Genomic DNA, 16,869 nt, shown 5'->3' with positions numbered 1-16,869 from the left:
GGCGCTGGCCTAACCGAACAACCTAACACACCTGAATGACCGCGCAAATACGTTTCGCTGGAAAAAAACCAGCTATTTACGCTATACTGTTCGGCTTGTTGAATTTAATCGATTCAGCGCCCAGGTGTTTCATTCTTCTTCGTCGAGATAGGGTTTCTATGGCTGGAAATGCGCAGCAGCAGTCACGTCTGAAGGAGTTGATCGCGCGCGGCAAGGAACAGGGCTACCTGACCTATGCCGAGGTCAACGACCATCTACCCGAGGATATCGCCGACCCGGATCAAGTGGAAGACATCATTGGCATGATCAACGACATGGGTATCAGTGTCGTTGAAGAAGCGCCAGATGAAGACACTTTGATGATGTCGGATCACTCCACGGACGAGTCCGCTGCGGAAGAGGCCGTAGCGGCGCTCGCCGCCGTGGAAAGCGACGTTGGTCGCACTACCGATCCTGTGCGCATGTACATGCGTGAGATGGGAACGGTTGAGCTTTTGACCCGTGAAGGCGAAATTGAAATCGCCAAACGGATCGAAGAGGGTACCCGTGAAGTAATGTCAGCGCTGGCTTACTTGCCGGGCGCGGTTGCCTCAATCCTCGAAGCTTACGATGCCACGCAGGATGAAGAAGCCCCTGGGCGTTTGTCTGATCTGTTCTCGGGATTTATTGATCCCGACGAGGGGATTCCGGGGGTGGCCGAGGCCGAAGTTCCGGAGCCGGAAGTCGATACTGAGCTAAGCGATGACGATGATATCGATAGCGATGACGACGAAGATGACGATACGACAGCGAGCGAAGGTGGCCCGGATCCTGAAGAAGCGAAGGCACGTTTCGAGCAGATCCGTGAGCAGAATGCCGCCGTGGAAGCTGCGTTGGCTGAGCATGGTCGTGGTAGCGCTGCGCTGAAAGCGGAACAGGAACGCCTGGCTGAGCTATTTTCACCCATCAAGCTGGTGCCAAAGCATTTCGAGCGCTTGGTAGGTCAGGTGCGTATCAGCGTTGAGCAGGTACGTGCCCAGGAAAAAGCGGTGATGCAGCTATGCGTCAAGAAAGCCAAGGTACCGCGTAAGACGTTTATCAAGTCGTTCCCTGGTCACGAGTCTGATTCGAAATGGCTGGATGCTTTCCAGGAAGCGCAGCCCAAGTATGCGGATCGACTGGAGCCACTGCGTGCGGATATTGCCCGTTCACAGCGTAAGATCGCTTTCGAAGAGGACATGGTGCAGCTTACCGTGGCCGACCTCAAGGAGGTGAATCGCAAGCTGTCGATTGGTGAGGCGAAAGCCCGCCGTGCCAAGAAAGAGATGGTTGAGGCTAACCTGCGCCTGGTTATCTCGATTGCCAAAAAGTACACCAACCGTGGTTTGCAGTTCCTGGATTTGATTCAGGAAGGCAACATCGGCTTGATGAAGGCGGTGGACAAGTTCGAATATCGCCGTGGTTATAAGTTCTCGACCTATGCCACATGGTGGATTCGTCAGGCGATTACCCGCTCTATTGCTGATCAGGCGCGTACCATCCGTATTCCGGTGCATATGATTGAGACGATCAACAAGCTTAATCGCGTGTCCCGTCAGATGCTTCAGGAGATGGGCCGCGAACCAACACCGGAAGAGCTGGGTGAGCGTCTTGAAATGCCGGAAGACAAGGTACGCAAGGTGCTGAAAATCGCCAAAGAGCCGATCTCAATGGAGACGCCGATTGGTGATGATGATGACTCCCACCTGGGCGACTTTATCGAAGATGGCACGATGCTGCTGCCCATCGATATGGCGACTGGTGAAGGCCTCATTGAAGCGACCCGTAATGTCCTGGGCGGTTTAACCGCTCGTGAAGCGAAGGTGCTTCGCATGCGTTTCGGTATCGATATGAATACCGACCATACGCTTGAAGAAGTAGGTAAGCAGTTTGACGTGACCCGTGAGCGGATTCGTCAGATTGAAGCGAAGGCACTGCGTAAGTTGCGTCATCCCAGCCGTTCGGAGCCGTTACGCTCTTTCCTTGACGAGTAAGTGGTAAGTATAAGCAGTGAGTAGCTGCCAAGGCCGAAAGCCCGCCATTCAAAGAACGGCGGGCTTTTTTACGGCTAAGCCGCTTGGTTACTACGCCACCAAATCAGCGTTACGACAAAGGGGCTGATGACAGACGCCTCGATGCGCGGATGCGTAAAGCGAGTAACAGAAGCTCCAGTGTCGCAAATAGAATTAAACTGTAGCCAAGCAGTTCCACCACTTCTTCAGCCACATCTTTAAAAATGCGTACATAATTATCCTCAAGCACTGCACGCCAAAAAATTTGCCTGCCGTACAAACGGGAAAACACGTAGGTAACCAGCACGCCACCCGCGAACAGACCAAAAGCAAAGGTGTTGCTGTAGTAACGAAACTCTTCCAGAAAGCGGTGTCGCTGAATCACCACCCAGGTGATGGATGGGATAACAAACAGAGAAACCACTATTTTCCAGGTATGAGGCGCAACAAACTCATCTAAAAGATAGTCTTGTTCACGTACCAGAGAAGCGGCAATAAACGCAAACAGCAGCAACGTCACCGTGGGCCACACGTTAAGAACATGGCGTATATATAAAAGCATGCCACAGCAGGTTGCCAAGATAATGGTTTGGGTAACCTCAGTGAACCCAAACTCTGTGTAGCGAACTGATGGAAGATAGATGGCTTCCAGGTAAGCGCCCTGTGCTATCGCGCCGATAAACAGCACATAGAGTGTTGCGCGCAGCAGTGTTGTGCGGAAACTGATCGGCCAGGCAGGAGGGGGGAGTGACATTTAATTTCCTCAGAGGGCAAGGAGAGTAGCCAGCAAATAAACATGCAGTAGTGAATGTTCATTATATCGTCACTTTTCCATGCTCGCACGCAGATGCTACTGGGAAAGGCTGGAAGACTAGTCATAAAGACTGCAAAGTATCTGTGGTGTAGTCATTACAATCGCTGAAAGGCGAGGGGATAGCATGGCAATTAGCGTATTCGACCTGTTTAGAATTGGCATTGGACCTTCCAGCTCCCATACCGTTGGGCCGATGCGAGCTGCCTCTCATTTTGTGTGGTCACTTGAGAAGCAGCCGCTGAATCGTATTGTGGTAAAGCTGCATGGCTCTCTGGCGTCTACGGGGGTTGGGCATGGCACGGATCGAGCGGTCATTATGGGACTGATGGGAGAGTCACCGGACACTATTGATCCGGATAGCATTGAGCCCCGGCTGGAGGCGCTGGGTAATGCGACGCCGCTAACGCTACCCGGTGGACAGAGCTGTCCCTTTGATCAACAGCGTGATATCGAGTGGGATGAGCGTTGTTTACCGTTTCATCCTAACGCTCTGGTTATCACGGCGTACCAGGATGAGGTTGTCGTCGCAACGAACACCTACTACTCCCTCGGTGGTGGTTTCTATATTGATCAGGCGTGTGCCGACAAGGGGGGAATCGAAGAGGATACAACGTTGTTACCTTACCCCTTCGAGACCGGCAGCGAATTGCTGGAACTCTGCGAAACCCATCAACTGCGCATAAGCCAGTTGATGCTTGAGAACGAGAAGGCATGGCGTGGCGAAGATGCCATTCGCAGAGAGCTTCTTACGATCTGGCACGCTATGCGCGTCAGTATAGAGAACGGCCTGCAGGCAACAGGGCGATTACCGGGCGGCCTTAACGTAAGACGCCGTGCGCAGTCGCTACATCAGCAGTTGCTGTCGCCCCCAACCAATCAGCGGCTGATTGTGTCAAGTTTTACGGTGATGGACTGGGTCAATCTGTTTGCCTTGGCCGTGAACGAAGAGAACGCAGCGGGCCAGCGTATGGTGACGGCACCCACTAATGGCGCGGCGGGGATTGTGCCAGCGGTACTGGCTTATTACCTGAAGTTTGAGCCGGATGCGTGTGATGACGATGTGGTGGACTTTCTACTGGCGGCAGGGGCAATTGGTATCCTCTGTAAGAAAAATGCCTCTATTTCCGGCGCCGAAGTAGGCTGCCAGGGAGAAGTGGGTTCTGCCTGTGCCATGGCTGCAGCAGGGCTTGCTGAGGTGTTGGGGGGCACCGCCAAACAGGTGGAGAATGCCGCTGAAATTGGCCTGGAGCATAACCTGGGCTTAACCTGTGACCCGGTAGCGGGGCTGGTGCAGGTGCCGTGTATTGAGCGTAACGCCATTGCATCGGTGAAAGCGATTAATGCCGCGCGCATGGCACTCCACGGTGACGGTGATCATTTTGTCTCATTGGATAAGGTGATTCGCACTATGCGGGATACCGGCCGCGATATGCAGGATAAATATAAAGAGACCTCAAAAGGCGGGCTGGCGGTTAACGCCATCGAATGTTAGGGGGATAGCGTGTTGCCAGGTAGCGCGCTGGTAATATTGGCAACCAGGTAATCAACCAGCTGGCGGATTTTGGGTGAGAGATGGCGGTGACGGGGATACACTGCCCACACCGCTGTATCATGATGCTGGAATGGCTCCAACACGGACACCAGTTCCCCGCTGGCGAGATAGGGCGCTACATAATAATCCGGTAGTTGAGCCAGCCCAAGCCCTTTGAGGGCGGCATCCAATAGCGCCGGCCCGGAATTACCGCTCCAACAGCCTTCTACACGTACTTCCCGTCGCTGGCCGTTAACCTCGAACAGCCAGCTGGGGCGAGAGCCAATCAAGCAGCGGTGCTGGCTCAGTTCAGACAGTGTATGTGGTCGCGGCGCCTGACGAAAATAAGCCTTTGATCCCACAATAAACTCGCGGCGCTCGCAAAGCCTGCGAGCAATGAGGCTTGAATCTTTCAGAACTCCCATTCGGATAGCAATATCGTAGCCCTCTTCGATCAGCTCCACAGGGCGGTTGGTAAAGTGCATATGCACCTCAAGCTGTGGATGCTGGCACTGGAAGTCGTTGACTAGTGGCGCGATATAGCGCTCACCAAAGGTAGTGGCAGAGGTCAGTTTTAGCAGGCCATGGGGCTTGGCCTGGAGTTCACTGATGGCCTGTTCCGCATCGCGTAGCCCATCGAACAGGTGACGGCAGTGCTCAACGTAAATAGCACCTGCATCCGTAAGGCGAATTTGGCGTGTAGTGCGGTATAGCAGTTGAACACCCAGTTGGTTTTCAAGCTGGCTCACCAGGCGGCTGATATGTGATGTGGATACTTTTAAATGTCGTGCGGCAGCAGAGAAGGTTCCCAACCTTACCACCTCAACAAAGGCTTCAATACGATCCCAGCGCTGCAAGGGCACTCACTCCCCGGTATAAAGTTGATTGTTGCTCAGTGGCAATAATCTTGTGAGTGTATCCCGGTTTATCAACGAAGCCCAGCTGACCTACACTGCAACCACTGCCGTCTTAAGACCCAACAGGTCTTCAGCTTTCTGTTGATACTACCCAGGAGATAAAGCAATGAAGTCACGTGCAGCTGTAGCACTAGCGTCAGGTAAGCCACTTGAACTGGTTGAGATCGATGTTGAAGGCCCCAAGGCGGGTGAAGTGCTGGTCAAAATGGCGGCTACCAGCGTTTGCCATACGGACGCCTACACGCTTTCTGGCGCGGACCCAGAAGGTAACTTCCCTGCGGTACTCGGCCACGAAGGGGCGGGTGTGGTGCAGGAAGTGGGTGAGGGAGTCACCAGCGTCAAGCCCGGTGACCACGTTATTCCGCTTTACACCGCCGAATGTGGTAAGTGTAAGTTCTGCCTGTCGGGTAAAACCAACCTGTGTGGCAGCGTGCGTGCCACACAGGGTAAAGGTGTCATGCCGGATGGTACCTCGCGCTTCTCGCTGGACGGTAAAATGCTCCATCATTACATGGGCACCTCGACCTTCAGCGAGTACACCGTGCTGCCGGAAGTGTCGCTCGCGGTCGTTTCCAAAGAGGCGCCGATGGATAAAATCTGTCTGCTGGGTTGTGGCGTCACCACGGGGATTGGCGCGGTACTTAACACGGCAAAAGTAGAGCCCGGTTCTACTGTCGCAGTGTTTGGCTTGGGGGCGATTGGTCTGGCGGTTATTCAGGGTGCGGTAATGGCCAAGGCCGCGAAGATTATTGCCATCGATGTTAATCCCGATAAGTTCGAGCTGGCGAAACAGTTTGGTGCCACCGACTTTGTTAACCCGAAAGAGTACAGTGACCCGGTTCAGCAGGTGATTGTCGATATGACCGATGGCGGTGTTGATTACTCCTTTGAATGTATTGGCAACGTCAATGTCATGCGCTCGGCGCTGGAGTGCTGCCATAAAGGCTGGGGCGAGTCGATTATCATTGGTGTGGCTGGTGCGGGCGAAGAGATTTCCACGCGCCCGTTTCAATTGGTTACCGGCCGGGTCTGGAAAGGCTCTGCCTTTGGCGGTGTGAAAGGCCGTAGTGAACTGCCAGGCTACGTTGAGCGCTATATGAACGGTGAACTCAACATCGATGACTTTATTACTCATGACATGCCTTTCGAGAAGATCAACGAAGCCTTTGATCTGCTTCATGCTGGCAAGAGTATTCGTACCGTACTGCATTACTGAGTATCATTAGTTTCATGATCTAAGAACGCGGTGGGGGCACCCTGCCGCGTTTTCATCTTCTCCAGGAGCCTGCCCATGAGCATGAGTGAAACTTTAGAACTGGTGTCAGCCAACCGTAGCTTTGGTGGTTGGCACAAGCGCTACCGCCACTACTCCCGGGCGCTGGATTGCGACATGGTATTTGCCGTTTATCTGCCGCCCCAGGCTGAGAACGATCGGGTGCCGTTGCTGTGGTGGCTGTCGGGGCTGACCTGCAACGATGAAAATTTTATGCAGAAGGCGGGAGCTCACCGTATCGCTGCGGAGTTGGGCGTAGCCATTGTCTGCCCGGATACCAGTCCCCGGGGAACCGATTTGCCCGGCGAGCATGATAGCTATGACCTGGGTTCCGGCGCGGGCTTCTATGTCAATGCCACCCAGGCGCCCTGGAAAACCAACTACCGTATGTACGACTACGTGATTGAAGAGCTGCCATCCGTCGTTAGGCAGCACTTTCCCGTCAATGGGCGCGAATCCATTAGTGGTCACTCCATGGGTGGTCATGGTGCGCTGATCCTGGCGCTGCGCCACCCCGGCCGCTTCCGGTCGGTGTCTGCCTTTGCACCCATCGTCAATCCCATGAACTGCCCCTGGGGGGAGAAGGCCTTCACCAGTTACCTGGGGGAGGATCAATCTCGCTGGCGCCAATACGATGCCTGTGAACTGGTAGCCAATGGCGCGTCCCGCCAGCGGTTGTTTATCGATCAGGGGGAGGCTGACCAATTCCTGGAAGAGCAGTTGCAGCCCGAACGTTTAGAGGCCGTGTGTGAAGAGCATAATCATCCGCTAACGCTACGCCGTCAGCCAGGGTACGATCATAGCTACTTCTTTATTGCCTCATTTATTGAGGATCATTTGCGCTATCATGCAGAACACCTCATGAAGCGTTAAGGATACCGAAATGCTAAATCGCGCGTTGCGCCGTTTTCTTCGTCAATTATGGCGTCTTGTGTGGCGTGGCGTGCTGGCATTTGTGGTGCTCTCGGTGGCACTGGTTCTGCTGTTTCGCTTTGTGCCGCCACCCGGCTCCATGGTGATGGTGGAGCGCAAAGTGCAAAGCTGGATCAATAGCGAACCCATCGATATAAGCCGCCAATGGCGAAGTTGGGATCATTTATCCAGCAATGCCAAACTTGCAGTGATTGCCGCTGAGGACCAGCGCTTTCCTATCCACCGGGGCTTTGACATTGTTGAGCTGCGCCGTGCCTGGGAGGCCAGCCGGGACGGCGCACGACTGCGCGGTGCCAGCACATTAAGCCAGCAAACCGCCAAGAATGTATTTTTATGGAGCGGGCGTAGCTGGACCCGCAAAGGGTTGGAAGCATGGTTTACACTGCTGATAGAAACGCTGTGGAGTAAGCAGCGAATCCTGGAGGTGTATCTGAACGTTGCCGAGTGGGATACCGGGGTTTTTGGCCTTGAGGCAGCAGCCCAACACTATTTTGGTGCCTCAGGCAGCGCCCTTACTGAACGTCAGGCAAGCCTGTTGGCCGCCATCCTGCCCAGCCCGCGAACTCGAAGTGCCTCCCGGCCAGATGCTCAGGTTGAGCGTCGCAGCCAATGGATTCGTCAACAAATGCGTAACCTGGGTGGGGTCGGATACCTGGAACGTCTGTAAACCATAAGCCTCAGCATTAAACCCAGCCACTGGTGGAAGGTTAAATGCTCTCTTTTGTTACGTTTGGTTCTTTTTGTTACTAACTTTTACATTAAAAGTTGAACCTGTGTCCAAACAGCGCGTCACACTCCTCACATTCATAACGCGCCAATGAGGTTTCTTACTATGCAACGTATGACTGCTTTGTTCTCTGCTGCTCTTCTCGCCACTGGTTTGATGGCGGGCACTGCGTATGCCCAGGCCCAAGACCCGGCACAGGATCCGATGGCTACACAGCAAGCGCCCGCTCAGGATTTCTCTGATCAGCAGCTACAGCAGTTCGCCGATGCTTCTCAAGAAATCGCCGTGATCTCGCAAGAGTACACACAGCGTCTGCAGGAAGCAGAAGACGAAGCTGCACAACAGGAAGTTCGCGCCGAAGCCAACGACCGCATGATTGAAGTGGTTGAAGATAGCGGTCTGGATGTTGATACCTTCAATGCCATTGGCCAATCAATCCAGCAAGATCCGGAAATGATGCAGCGCGTACAGGAAATGGCTGGTCAATCCTAATCGCTAAGCGTAAGTGTTACGCTGGCGAATGGTGACAGATTTTCCTTAACCTGTTCCCGTCAGTTCCCAAAAGCCCGGTGCCTAGCGCCGGGCTTTTTTATGGTGGACAGGGTTTACGGTGCTGCTTATCCAAGCCAAACTTAAGCGCTGGTTATGGCTATCGTGCCGGTTGCAGGAGGTTGCATGGATGTTGAACTGCTGGAAATACGCCAACACATGGGGCAGTTTCCCCCTTTTGATGGCTTATCCGATGAACTTCTTGATGCCATTGCGGGGCAGGTGGAGGTTCGCTACTTCAAAACCGGCAGCGATATTCTCGTGCTTAATGAGGTGCTCAACGAGCTGTGCTATATCCGTAGTGGTGCGGTGGAAGTGTATCGCCGGAAGGGGGAGCTTTATAACCGCCTGGTGGAAGGCGATATATTCGGTCATTTCAGTTTACTACGTAATCATAAGGTGCGTTTTCCCGCTACTGCGATTGAAGATACGCTGATCTATTTTATCCCGGATTCGATCTTTCAGCGCCTCTGCGAAGAGGATGATGATTTCGCGGATTTTGTCGAACTTGAGCGCCCGCGTTTGGAAACCGTTGCAGAGCAGCAAAAAAAATCAAACGACATGATGGTGACGCGGATTCGCAGGCTTGTGACGAGCTATCCGGTGATGGTGGAGTCCACCACCACTGTTCAGGATGCTGCGAAACAGATCAGCGACGCGCAGGCATCGGCTGTGTTGGTGATTGATGACGGCAACAGCAACCCTCGCTATAGCTTTCAGGATAGCGAAGGTAAGACCTGGCAGATGTGCGGCATTCTTACCGATAGCGACTTCCGTACCCGAGTTGTCGCAGAAGGGCTTTCGCCGCAAACGCCTATTGGTGACGTGATTTCTGAACGCCTGATTACGATTCAATCAGATGCGTCAATATATGAAGCCATGCTGACCATGTTGCGTAGTAATGTTCACCATTTACCGGTGCTGTACCGTCAGCGCCCCGTTGGCGTGGTGCATCTTTCCGATATTATTCGCTATGAGACCCATAGCGGGCTCTATCTGGTGAGTAATATCTTTAACCAATCCAGCGCCCAGGGACTCGCCAAACTGGCGGCTGATGTGCGGGCAGCCTTTGTAAGGATGGTGCAGGAAGGTGCTAACTCGCAGATGATAGGTAGCGCACTGTCCACCATCGGGCGCAGCTTTACCCGGCGGCTTTTAGAGCTGGCTGAAGAGAAGCTGGGACCGCCCCCTGTGCCTTACTGCTTTATGGTGAACGGTTCGATGGCCCGTAACGAACAGGGTATTGTGACAGACCAGGATAATGCCCTCATTTTATCGGATGATTTCCAGCCCGATCAACATGACGAGTACTTTCAAGCGCTGGCGACGTATGTAAGCAATGGCCTGGATGCGTGTGGTTACACCTACTGCAAGGGAGACGTGATGGCGACCAACCGCCAGTGGCGACAGCCCTTGCGGGTGTGGAAAAGCTATTTCCAAGACTGGATGGCAAATCCGACCCCAGAGAAACTGCTGCACAGCTCGATTTTCTTCGATTTGGACAGTATCTATGGGGAGGATCATTATGTTGAAGCATTACAGGATTTGATTGCCCGGACAGCCCCCACATCCCCCCTGTTTCTGGCTGCCATGGCGCGTAATGCGCTTAACCGTACGCCACCGCTGGGGTTTTTTCGTACCTTCGTTATGGAAAAGGACGGCAAGCATAATAACTCGATTAACTTGAAACGGCGTGGTACGGCACCCATGGTGGATTTGATCCGGGTTCATGCCCTGGCGTGCGGTTCAAAAGCGCAAAATTCGTTTCAGCGGTTAAACGACATTAGCCAAACACAGCTCCTGGCAACAGGGGTAAGTGATAAGCTTAGTTATGCTTTTGAGTTTTTGTGCATGTCGCGTTTACGTCATCAAATGATCGACCTGCAGGAAGAGCGTACGCCCGATAACAATATAGAGCCGGAAAATGTGGCAGATAGCGAACGACATACCCTTAAAGATGCCTTTCAGGTGTTAAGCAATGCGCAAAAATTCTTAACATTCCGCTATCCGGTGCCTGCCCAGCGGCAGGGGCGTTAAGTATGAAGGGAATACGTCCACGCCAGCGAGTTACCCAGTCTAATTGGGCCGACTACTTTGCTGCGCGCGCCCAACGCGCTCAGGATGGTGCACTGAAGCAGTTTTTTGCAGCGCCACTGCCTGATCCCGAGACGCCGATATCGCAGGTACCCTTGGTGGCGCTTGATATGGAAACCACCGGGCTGGATGAACGGCACCATGGGATTGTCAGTATCGGTGTTGTGCCTTTTACGTTGGATCGCATCAAGCTGTCCGAACGTCGTTACTGGGTGGTGAAGCCCCCCAGGCCGCTGGATGAGGCTTCCATTGCCTATCATCATATTACCCATTCTGAAATTGCTGAGGCCCCCGACCTTGAGGATATCCTTGATGAGCTGTTAGGTGCTCTGGAAGGGCGGCTGGTGGTCGTTCACTTTCGCAATATCGAGCGTCCGTTTCTTGATACGGCAGTGAAAGAGCGGCGTGGCGAAGGGGTGATGTTTCCGATGATCGATACCATGTCGTTAGAGGCCCGTTTACACCGCCAAACGCTATGGGCCCGTTTCCGTCGCTGGCTGGGCAGGCCGCCAGTCTCCATTCGTCTGCATGCCAGCCGTGATCGTTATGGTTTGCCTGCTTATCAGGGGCACCATGCGCTGGTGGATGCCTTGGCAACGGCAGAGTTGCTTCAGGCGCAGATTGCTCATCGCTACACACCCGATACGCCGTTAAAATCATTATGGTGTTGATGCTATCTGATATGACCGCAGAAAATATAAACGGGCAGCTCTATGGCTGCCCGTTTATCTGCTGCTGGCACACAATAAGGATGTGCGTGGTTATACCGCCTTGGGTTCGCTCATCAGGCCTTTGATAATGGCGTAGCAGGCCACTAGCAAAATGATGGTGAACGGGAAGCCGGTAGAGACTGCCATTGTTTGCAGGGCGGTCAAGCCTCCCCCTAACAGCAGTGCAATGGCGATGGCCCCTTCAATAATCGCCCAGAAAACACGTTGTGGCTTTGGTGCATCAACCTTGCCACCTGCGGTAATAGAGTCAATAACCAGAGAGCCTGAGTCAGACGACGTCACAAAGAAGATAATGACCAATAAAATGGCAATAAACGAGGTGATTTGTGATAACGGCAACTGCTCCAGCATGATAAATAGCTGAAGGTCAACGCCTGCCTCACGCACGGCTTCAATCCCCTGGCTTACGTACTGGTCAATGGCGGTACCACCAAAGGTGGTCATCCATAGTACCGATACCACAGAAGGTACGATCAATACTGAAATCAGGAACTCACGTACAGTACGGCCACGGGAAACCCGCGCAATAAACATACCTACGTAGGGAGACCATGAGATCCACCACGCCCAGTAGAACGCAGTCCAGCCCTGGGTAAAGTTGACATCTTCACGTCCGAACGGGTTCGACAGCGCAGGCAGATGCACAATATAGCTCACCAGATTTTCAAAGAAACCGGTGGCAATGAGCAGAGTTGGGCCAACGGCAATCACAAAGAACAGCAGCGCAGCTGCCATGGCAATGTTAATTTTTGAAAGCAGCTGCACACCTTTATCCACCCCGGCAACAATAGAGCCAATGGCGATCATGGTAATGCCGATGATCAGTAGAATCATCGTGACATCGCTTTCGGGGGCGCCAAACAGGTGGCTTAGCCCGGCTGCGGCCTGAGTGGCACCCAACCCTAGAGAGGTAGCCAGACCAAATAGCGTGGCAAATACCGCCAGAATATCAATCACATGGCCTGGCCAGCCCCATACCCGTTCGCCCAACAGCGGGTAGAACACTGACCGCATGGAGAGTGGCAGACCCTTGTTAAACGAGAACAGCGCCAGGGACAGAGCCACCACTGCGTAAATCGCCCAGGGGTGCAGGCCCCAGTGAAAGATCGTAGCCGCCATGCCCAGTGCAGCCGCACCGGCGGCATCGCCTTCAGCGCCAGCCAGGGGGGCCCAATTGCCGCCATCAAGGGAGGTGCCAAAGTGGGTAAGGGGTTCATTCACGCCAAAGAACATCAGCCCAATGCCCATACCCGCGGCAAACAGCATGGAGAACCAGCCTGTGTAGGTGAAGTCCGGCTTGGCATCTGCTCCCCCAATACGGATTTTACCGAGAGGCGATACAATCAAACCCAGGCAAAGTATGACGAATATGTTCGCAGCAAGAATGAAGAACCACGCCAAATTGCCCGTCAGAAAGCTGAAGATGGCATCATAAAGGGGGGCGATAGTGTCTTGAAGCGCAAGCGTCAATATGACAAACAGCAGCACCACCAACGCTGAAATGGTGAATACCTTGCCGTGCAGGTCAAGGTTAAACCCCATGGTGTTGGTGGTGATGTTGTCCTGACCAATAACATAATCAGTATCGATAAGGTTTGCCGGGCCATCAGGGGCGGGTATGCCCTCGGATACCGGCTCTTCGGTGGGGCGTTTAGAATCAGGGTTATCCACGGGAGCCTCTCCATGTCGAACAAAAACCACCCGGCCCATATCCACTGCATGACGGCCAAAGCGTCACGTCGAGTATATGATGCACGGGTTGGCACGCGTTACATAGCTAACAGTAGCAAACGTTGCTTAATGTTTGTTAAGCGAATGCGCATATCTGCATAAAAATGGCGATGCTTACAACGACAACAGAGGGCCGTAACCCTCTGTTGTGTGGTCATGGTGAGGAGCGCTTAACTATTTAGCCACTGCTCTACCACATCCTGATTCTCTTCAACCCACTGTTTGGCGTTTTCGTAGGGGTCGCTACCATCCTCCTGGTTCATGAGCATCACTTCCCCCATCTGTTCTGGTGTCCACTCAAACGCCTCCAGAATAGCGTAGGCTTCTGGCATGTCATCTTCCAGGCCTTGACGTACAATGGTATGTATCTGTTCCGCGCCACCGTAAATGGATTCTGGATCTTCAAGGTATTTGAGGTCCCAGCGAGCGAACATCCAATGGGGTGTCCAACTGGTCACAACGATGTCTTCTTCGTTGTTAATGGCATTGCTGAGTGCCGCCACCATGGTGGCATCGCTACCACTGCGCAGGCTTAGCTCAAGGCCGTAGGTATCGACCACCTCTTCCGTCAGGCCCATTAAGCCAGCGCCTGGATCTATGCCGATGATCTCATTGTTGAAACGGTCGGTGTTGTCGTTGAGGTCGGCAATCGAGTCGATATCGGTGTATTCAGGGACGACTAAGCCGAGCTTGGTTCCGTCCAGATTGACGCCCAGGTCTTCCACCTGATCACCAATCCGCTCCATGTATTCTGCGTGAGTGGTGGGTAGCCAAGCCGCTACAATAGCATCGGTATCACCTGTCGAAAGTGCCTGAAACATGGCCGCCGCGGAAAGGGAGGTCAGCTCTACGTCAAAGCCAGCCTGCTCAAGTACTGCGGCAATGACATTGGTGGAGGCGACTTCAGAAGACCACTCAACATAGCCGAGGTTGACCGTGCCCTGGGCGTGGGCAAGGCTCCCAACAGTAAGGCCGGTACCTGCGACAACGGCTAGTGAAGCGAAACGGATGCGGTGATTCAACGTGCGAGTTTTCATTCACTTGCTCCCTGGTGTTTAAACAATGGGGTTGTATAACCCGATGCACTTTATAAACGTCGTATATGACAAGCCTTAATAAAAATGAAGAGCATGCTGTTCAGCATGGTCATTGATGGAGTGCTGATCAAGCTTGTCAGTCAACGCAGCACGCCTGACAATGAGATTACTGGCGCGATTTACGCAGGGACTGGGTCAAGCGATCCAGTAGCATGGCCAAAATAACAACGGCAATGCCGGCTTCAAAGCCATCACCAGGACGCAGGCGCTGAATGGCACGCCAGACTTCACTGCCCAGCCCATCTGCACCGATCATCGCAGCGATTACCACCATTGAAAGCGCCAGCATAATGGTTTGATTAATCCCGGCCATTATTGTTGGCAGGGACAGTGGCAACTGCACTTTGACAAGTTTCTGGCCCCGGGTGGCACCGTAGGCATCGGCAGCTTCGATAAGCTCAACGGGAACCTGACGAATACCCAGTGTGGTGAAACGTATCGCTGGTGGCATTGAAAAAATGACGGTGGCAAAAATAGCCGATACAGAACCGATACCGAAAAATGGAATGGCGGGTATCAAATAGACGAATGCAGGCATGGTCTGCATAAAGTCGAGCGCGGGCATGATGAGCCGGTATAGTCGCTCAGAAAGGGCGGCGGCAATGCCCACTGGCAATGCAATGACCACAGCCACAAAGGTGGCGATAACCACAAGCGTAAGCGTTTCGATCATGGGGTTCCAGAGCCCCAGATTCCAGATTAATGCCAAGCCCGCAGCGGCACCAATGGCCAAACGGATACTGGCGATTTTCCAGCACAGCAGTGCAATAATTGCCAGCAGCGCCCACTCTGGCAGCCACATTAGGCTGTCATTCAAACTATTGATGCCGGTCTGCGTGAAGCGTGAAATGCCGCGGGTTACCAGTGAGTACTCACTGGTTAGCCAGTTAAGGCCGCCTTCAATCCAGTTGCCCAGGGGGATACGGGGAATGTCCATTATTGCTCTCCTGCTCGTGCCAGTTCATCCAATACGGCGCCTTTTACCACCACACCCAGCAGGCGCTGCTGCTTATCAACAACGGCGATAGGAAAGCTCTTTTCACTAAACATGGCAAACAGGTTCTGGAGTGGCTCTTCAGGCGGCACTTTACGGAAGTCCTGAGTGAGATAATCGGTAATTGTCTCGGCCTTGGCTTCAATGGCACGGCTTGCGGTCTCGGCTTCGAGCAAACCGAGCAGGTGGCGGTCGCGGTCAGTAACGTAGATCGAATCAATACTATGGTCGCGCATGCGATGCAGCGCCGTGCGTGGGCCGTCACTGCTACGGGCCGTTGTTCTTACTGGCCGCATGGCGCTTTCGGCTGTCAGCACTCGGGAGCGATCCACACCCTCGATAAAGCGGCGCACGTAGTCATCTGCTGGTTGGGTAAGAATCTCTTCAGGGGTACCTATCTGTACGATCTCGCCATCTTTCAGCAGCACGATGCGGTCGCCAATATTGAGCGCTTCATCCAGGTCGTGGGTAATGAATACGGTGGTTTTCTGCATTTTTGATTGCAGTTGTAAAAGCTCTTGCTGCATATCCTTCCGGATCAGCGGATCAAGAGCGGAAAATGCTTCATCCATCAACAATACGCTGGCATCGTTTGCCAGGGCGCGCGCTAGCCCCACACGCTGCTGCATGCCGCCGGAAAGTTGGTTGGGATAAGCGTCTTCCCAGCCTTCTAAGCCCACCTGTTTAAGTGCAGTGTGAGCAATGTCTCTACGCTCCACCTTATCAATGCCACGAATTTCAAGCCCGAACTCGGCGTTCTGCTGAACGGTACGGTGAGGGAAGAGCGCAAAGTTTTGAAAAACCATCGAAAAGTGGCGCCGCCGACACTCAAGAAGCGCTTTCTCTCCCAGCGTGGGAATATTTTCACCATCAATGATGATGTCGCCTTCTGTCGTATCAATCAGGCGGTTCAGGCAGCGAATCAGGGTGGATTTACCTGAGCCTGAAAGGCCCATAATGACTAACAGTTCGCCTTCGTAAACATCGAAAGAGATATTCGAGAGGCCCAGCGTCTGGCCGGTTTTCTCAAGTATTTCCGGGCGTTTAAGGCCCTGGTCGCGCAGCTCAAGGGCTTTTTTAGGCTGCTTGCCAAACACCTTGCTTAAGCCGCGTACCTGAATTTTGACAGAGCGTGTCTCGTCCATATATAGCGGTGCCTTATATATTGAGATGAGCAGCCTTGTGTCGTTGCTTGATTGAAAACAGCGACACAGAACGGTTCATAAGTAGAAATTGAGGTTATGTTCAAAAATTTATTACTAATTATTATACATAAGTGTTAGCTATGTGTCACAACGCCTCGATTATGCGGACAATAAACGCCACATGTGCCATTTTGCACCCATGTAAGTGATTGGATTAGCGTATTACAGGAGCTTGTTTTTATTTTTTAAGTTATTGATTTATAGTTTATAATTTATAATTTGTTGGCTTTGGCATACTAAGTG

The 16,869-nt window shown here is 53.1% G+C and carries 14 protein-coding genes; 8 read left to right on the top strand and 6 right to left on the bottom strand.

The window, feature by feature from the left end; genetic code table 11:
- Positions 1 to 158 precede the first annotated feature (158 nt).
- Entirely contained in the window at positions 159 to 2,012 is a 1,854-nt protein-coding gene (gene rpoD, locus HP566_RS17880) for an RNA polymerase sigma factor RpoD (protein ID WP_249978671.1), read from the top strand.
- A 109-nt stretch (positions 2,013 to 2,121) separates the two neighbouring features.
- Here rpoD and HP566_RS17875 read toward each other — a convergent pair whose 3' ends face one another.
- Positions 2,122 to 2,784, bottom strand: coding sequence for a hypothetical protein (locus HP566_RS17875; RefSeq protein ID WP_249978670.1), 663 nt, complete (start codon positions 2,782 to 2,784; stop codon positions 2,122 to 2,124).
- 184 nt (positions 2,785 to 2,968) lie between these two features.
- Here HP566_RS17875 and HP566_RS17870 point away from each other — a divergent pair, with 184 nt between their 5' ends.
- Complete coding sequence (locus HP566_RS17870) at positions 2,969 to 4,336, top strand: L-serine ammonia-lyase (protein ID WP_249978669.1); 1,368 nt, start codon at positions 2,969 to 2,971, stop codon at positions 4,334 to 4,336.
- Here HP566_RS17870 and HP566_RS17865 read toward each other — a convergent pair.
- Positions 4,333 to 5,232, bottom strand: coding sequence for a LysR family transcriptional regulator (locus HP566_RS17865; RefSeq protein WP_249978668.1), 900 nt, complete (start codon positions 5,230 to 5,232; stop codon positions 4,333 to 4,335). The genes HP566_RS17870 and HP566_RS17865 overlap by 4 nt on opposite strands.
- A gap of 166 nt (positions 5,233 to 5,398) precedes the next feature.
- Here HP566_RS17865 and HP566_RS17860 point away from each other — a divergent pair, with 166 nt between their 5' ends.
- From HP566_RS17860 to HP566_RS17835, 6 genes are all read left to right on the top strand, one after another.
- The gene (locus HP566_RS17860) at positions 5,399 to 6,508 is read left to right on the top strand and encodes an S-(hydroxymethyl)glutathione dehydrogenase/class III alcohol dehydrogenase (protein WP_249978667.1); all 1,110 of its coding nucleotides are present in this window, start codon (positions 5,399 to 5,401) and stop codon (positions 6,506 to 6,508) included.
- A 75-nt stretch (positions 6,509 to 6,583) separates the two neighbouring features.
- Positions 6,584 to 7,438 carry an S-formylglutathione hydrolase gene (gene fghA / locus HP566_RS17855; protein WP_249978666.1) on the top strand — a complete coding sequence of 285 codons (855 nt, stop codon included), beginning with the start codon at positions 6,584 to 6,586 and terminating at the stop codon, positions 7,436 to 7,438.
- A gap of 10 nt (positions 7,439 to 7,448) precedes the next feature.
- Positions 7,449 to 8,165 carry a monofunctional biosynthetic peptidoglycan transglycosylase gene (mtgA, locus tag HP566_RS17850; RefSeq protein WP_249978665.1) on the top strand — a complete coding sequence of 239 codons (717 nt, stop codon included), beginning with the start codon at positions 7,449 to 7,451 and terminating at the stop codon, positions 8,163 to 8,165.
- A gap of 165 nt (positions 8,166 to 8,330) precedes the next feature.
- Positions 8,331 to 8,717: a DUF4168 domain-containing protein gene (locus tag HP566_RS17845; RefSeq protein ID WP_249978664.1), complete on the top strand. Its 387-nt coding sequence runs from the start codon at positions 8,331 to 8,333 to the stop codon at positions 8,715 to 8,717.
- A gap of 183 nt (positions 8,718 to 8,900) precedes the next feature.
- Entirely contained in the window at positions 8,901 to 10,811 is a 1,911-nt protein-coding gene (locus tag HP566_RS17840; protein WP_249978663.1) for a DUF294 nucleotidyltransferase-like domain-containing protein, read from the top strand.
- Positions 10,812 to 10,813: 2 nt separating this feature from the next.
- Positions 10,814 to 11,539, top strand: a complete 726-nt coding sequence (locus tag HP566_RS17835) for a 3'-5' exonuclease (protein ID WP_249978662.1) — start codon at positions 10,814 to 10,816, stop codon at positions 11,537 to 11,539.
- Positions 11,540 to 11,629: 90 nt separating this feature from the next.
- Here HP566_RS17835 and HP566_RS17830 read toward each other — a convergent pair whose 3' ends face one another.
- The 4 genes from HP566_RS17830 to HP566_RS17815 form a co-directional block, all read right to left on the bottom strand.
- On the bottom strand, positions 11,630 to 13,270 hold the full coding sequence (locus HP566_RS17830; protein WP_249978661.1) for a BCCT family transporter: 1,641 nt from the start codon (positions 13,268 to 13,270) through the stop codon (positions 11,630 to 11,632).
- A gap of 230 nt (positions 13,271 to 13,500) precedes the next feature.
- The gene (locus HP566_RS17825; protein ID WP_249978660.1) at positions 13,501 to 14,367 is read right to left on the bottom strand and encodes a glycine betaine ABC transporter substrate-binding protein; all 867 of its coding nucleotides are present in this window, start codon (positions 14,365 to 14,367) and stop codon (positions 13,501 to 13,503) included.
- Between the two features lie 166 nt (positions 14,368 to 14,533).
- Positions 14,534 to 15,364 (bottom strand): ABC transporter permease, encoded by an 831-nt coding sequence (locus HP566_RS17820; RefSeq protein WP_249978659.1) that lies wholly within the window; start codon positions 15,362 to 15,364, stop codon positions 14,534 to 14,536.
- Positions 15,364 to 16,566: a quaternary amine ABC transporter ATP-binding protein gene (locus HP566_RS17815; protein WP_249978658.1), complete on the bottom strand. Its 1,203-nt coding sequence runs from the start codon at positions 16,564 to 16,566 to the stop codon at positions 15,364 to 15,366. The genes HP566_RS17820 and HP566_RS17815 overlap by 1 nt, the downstream gene beginning before the upstream one ends.
- Positions 16,567 to 16,869 lie beyond the last annotated feature (303 nt).

The organism is Vreelandella olivaria (assembly GCF_023507745.1).
Classification (GTDB): Bacteria; Pseudomonadota; Gammaproteobacteria; order Pseudomonadales; family Halomonadaceae; genus Vreelandella; species Vreelandella olivaria_A.
The sequence above is the reverse complement of the archived record's forward strand: the minus strand, read 5'-3'. Positions and strand labels throughout refer to the sequence as shown.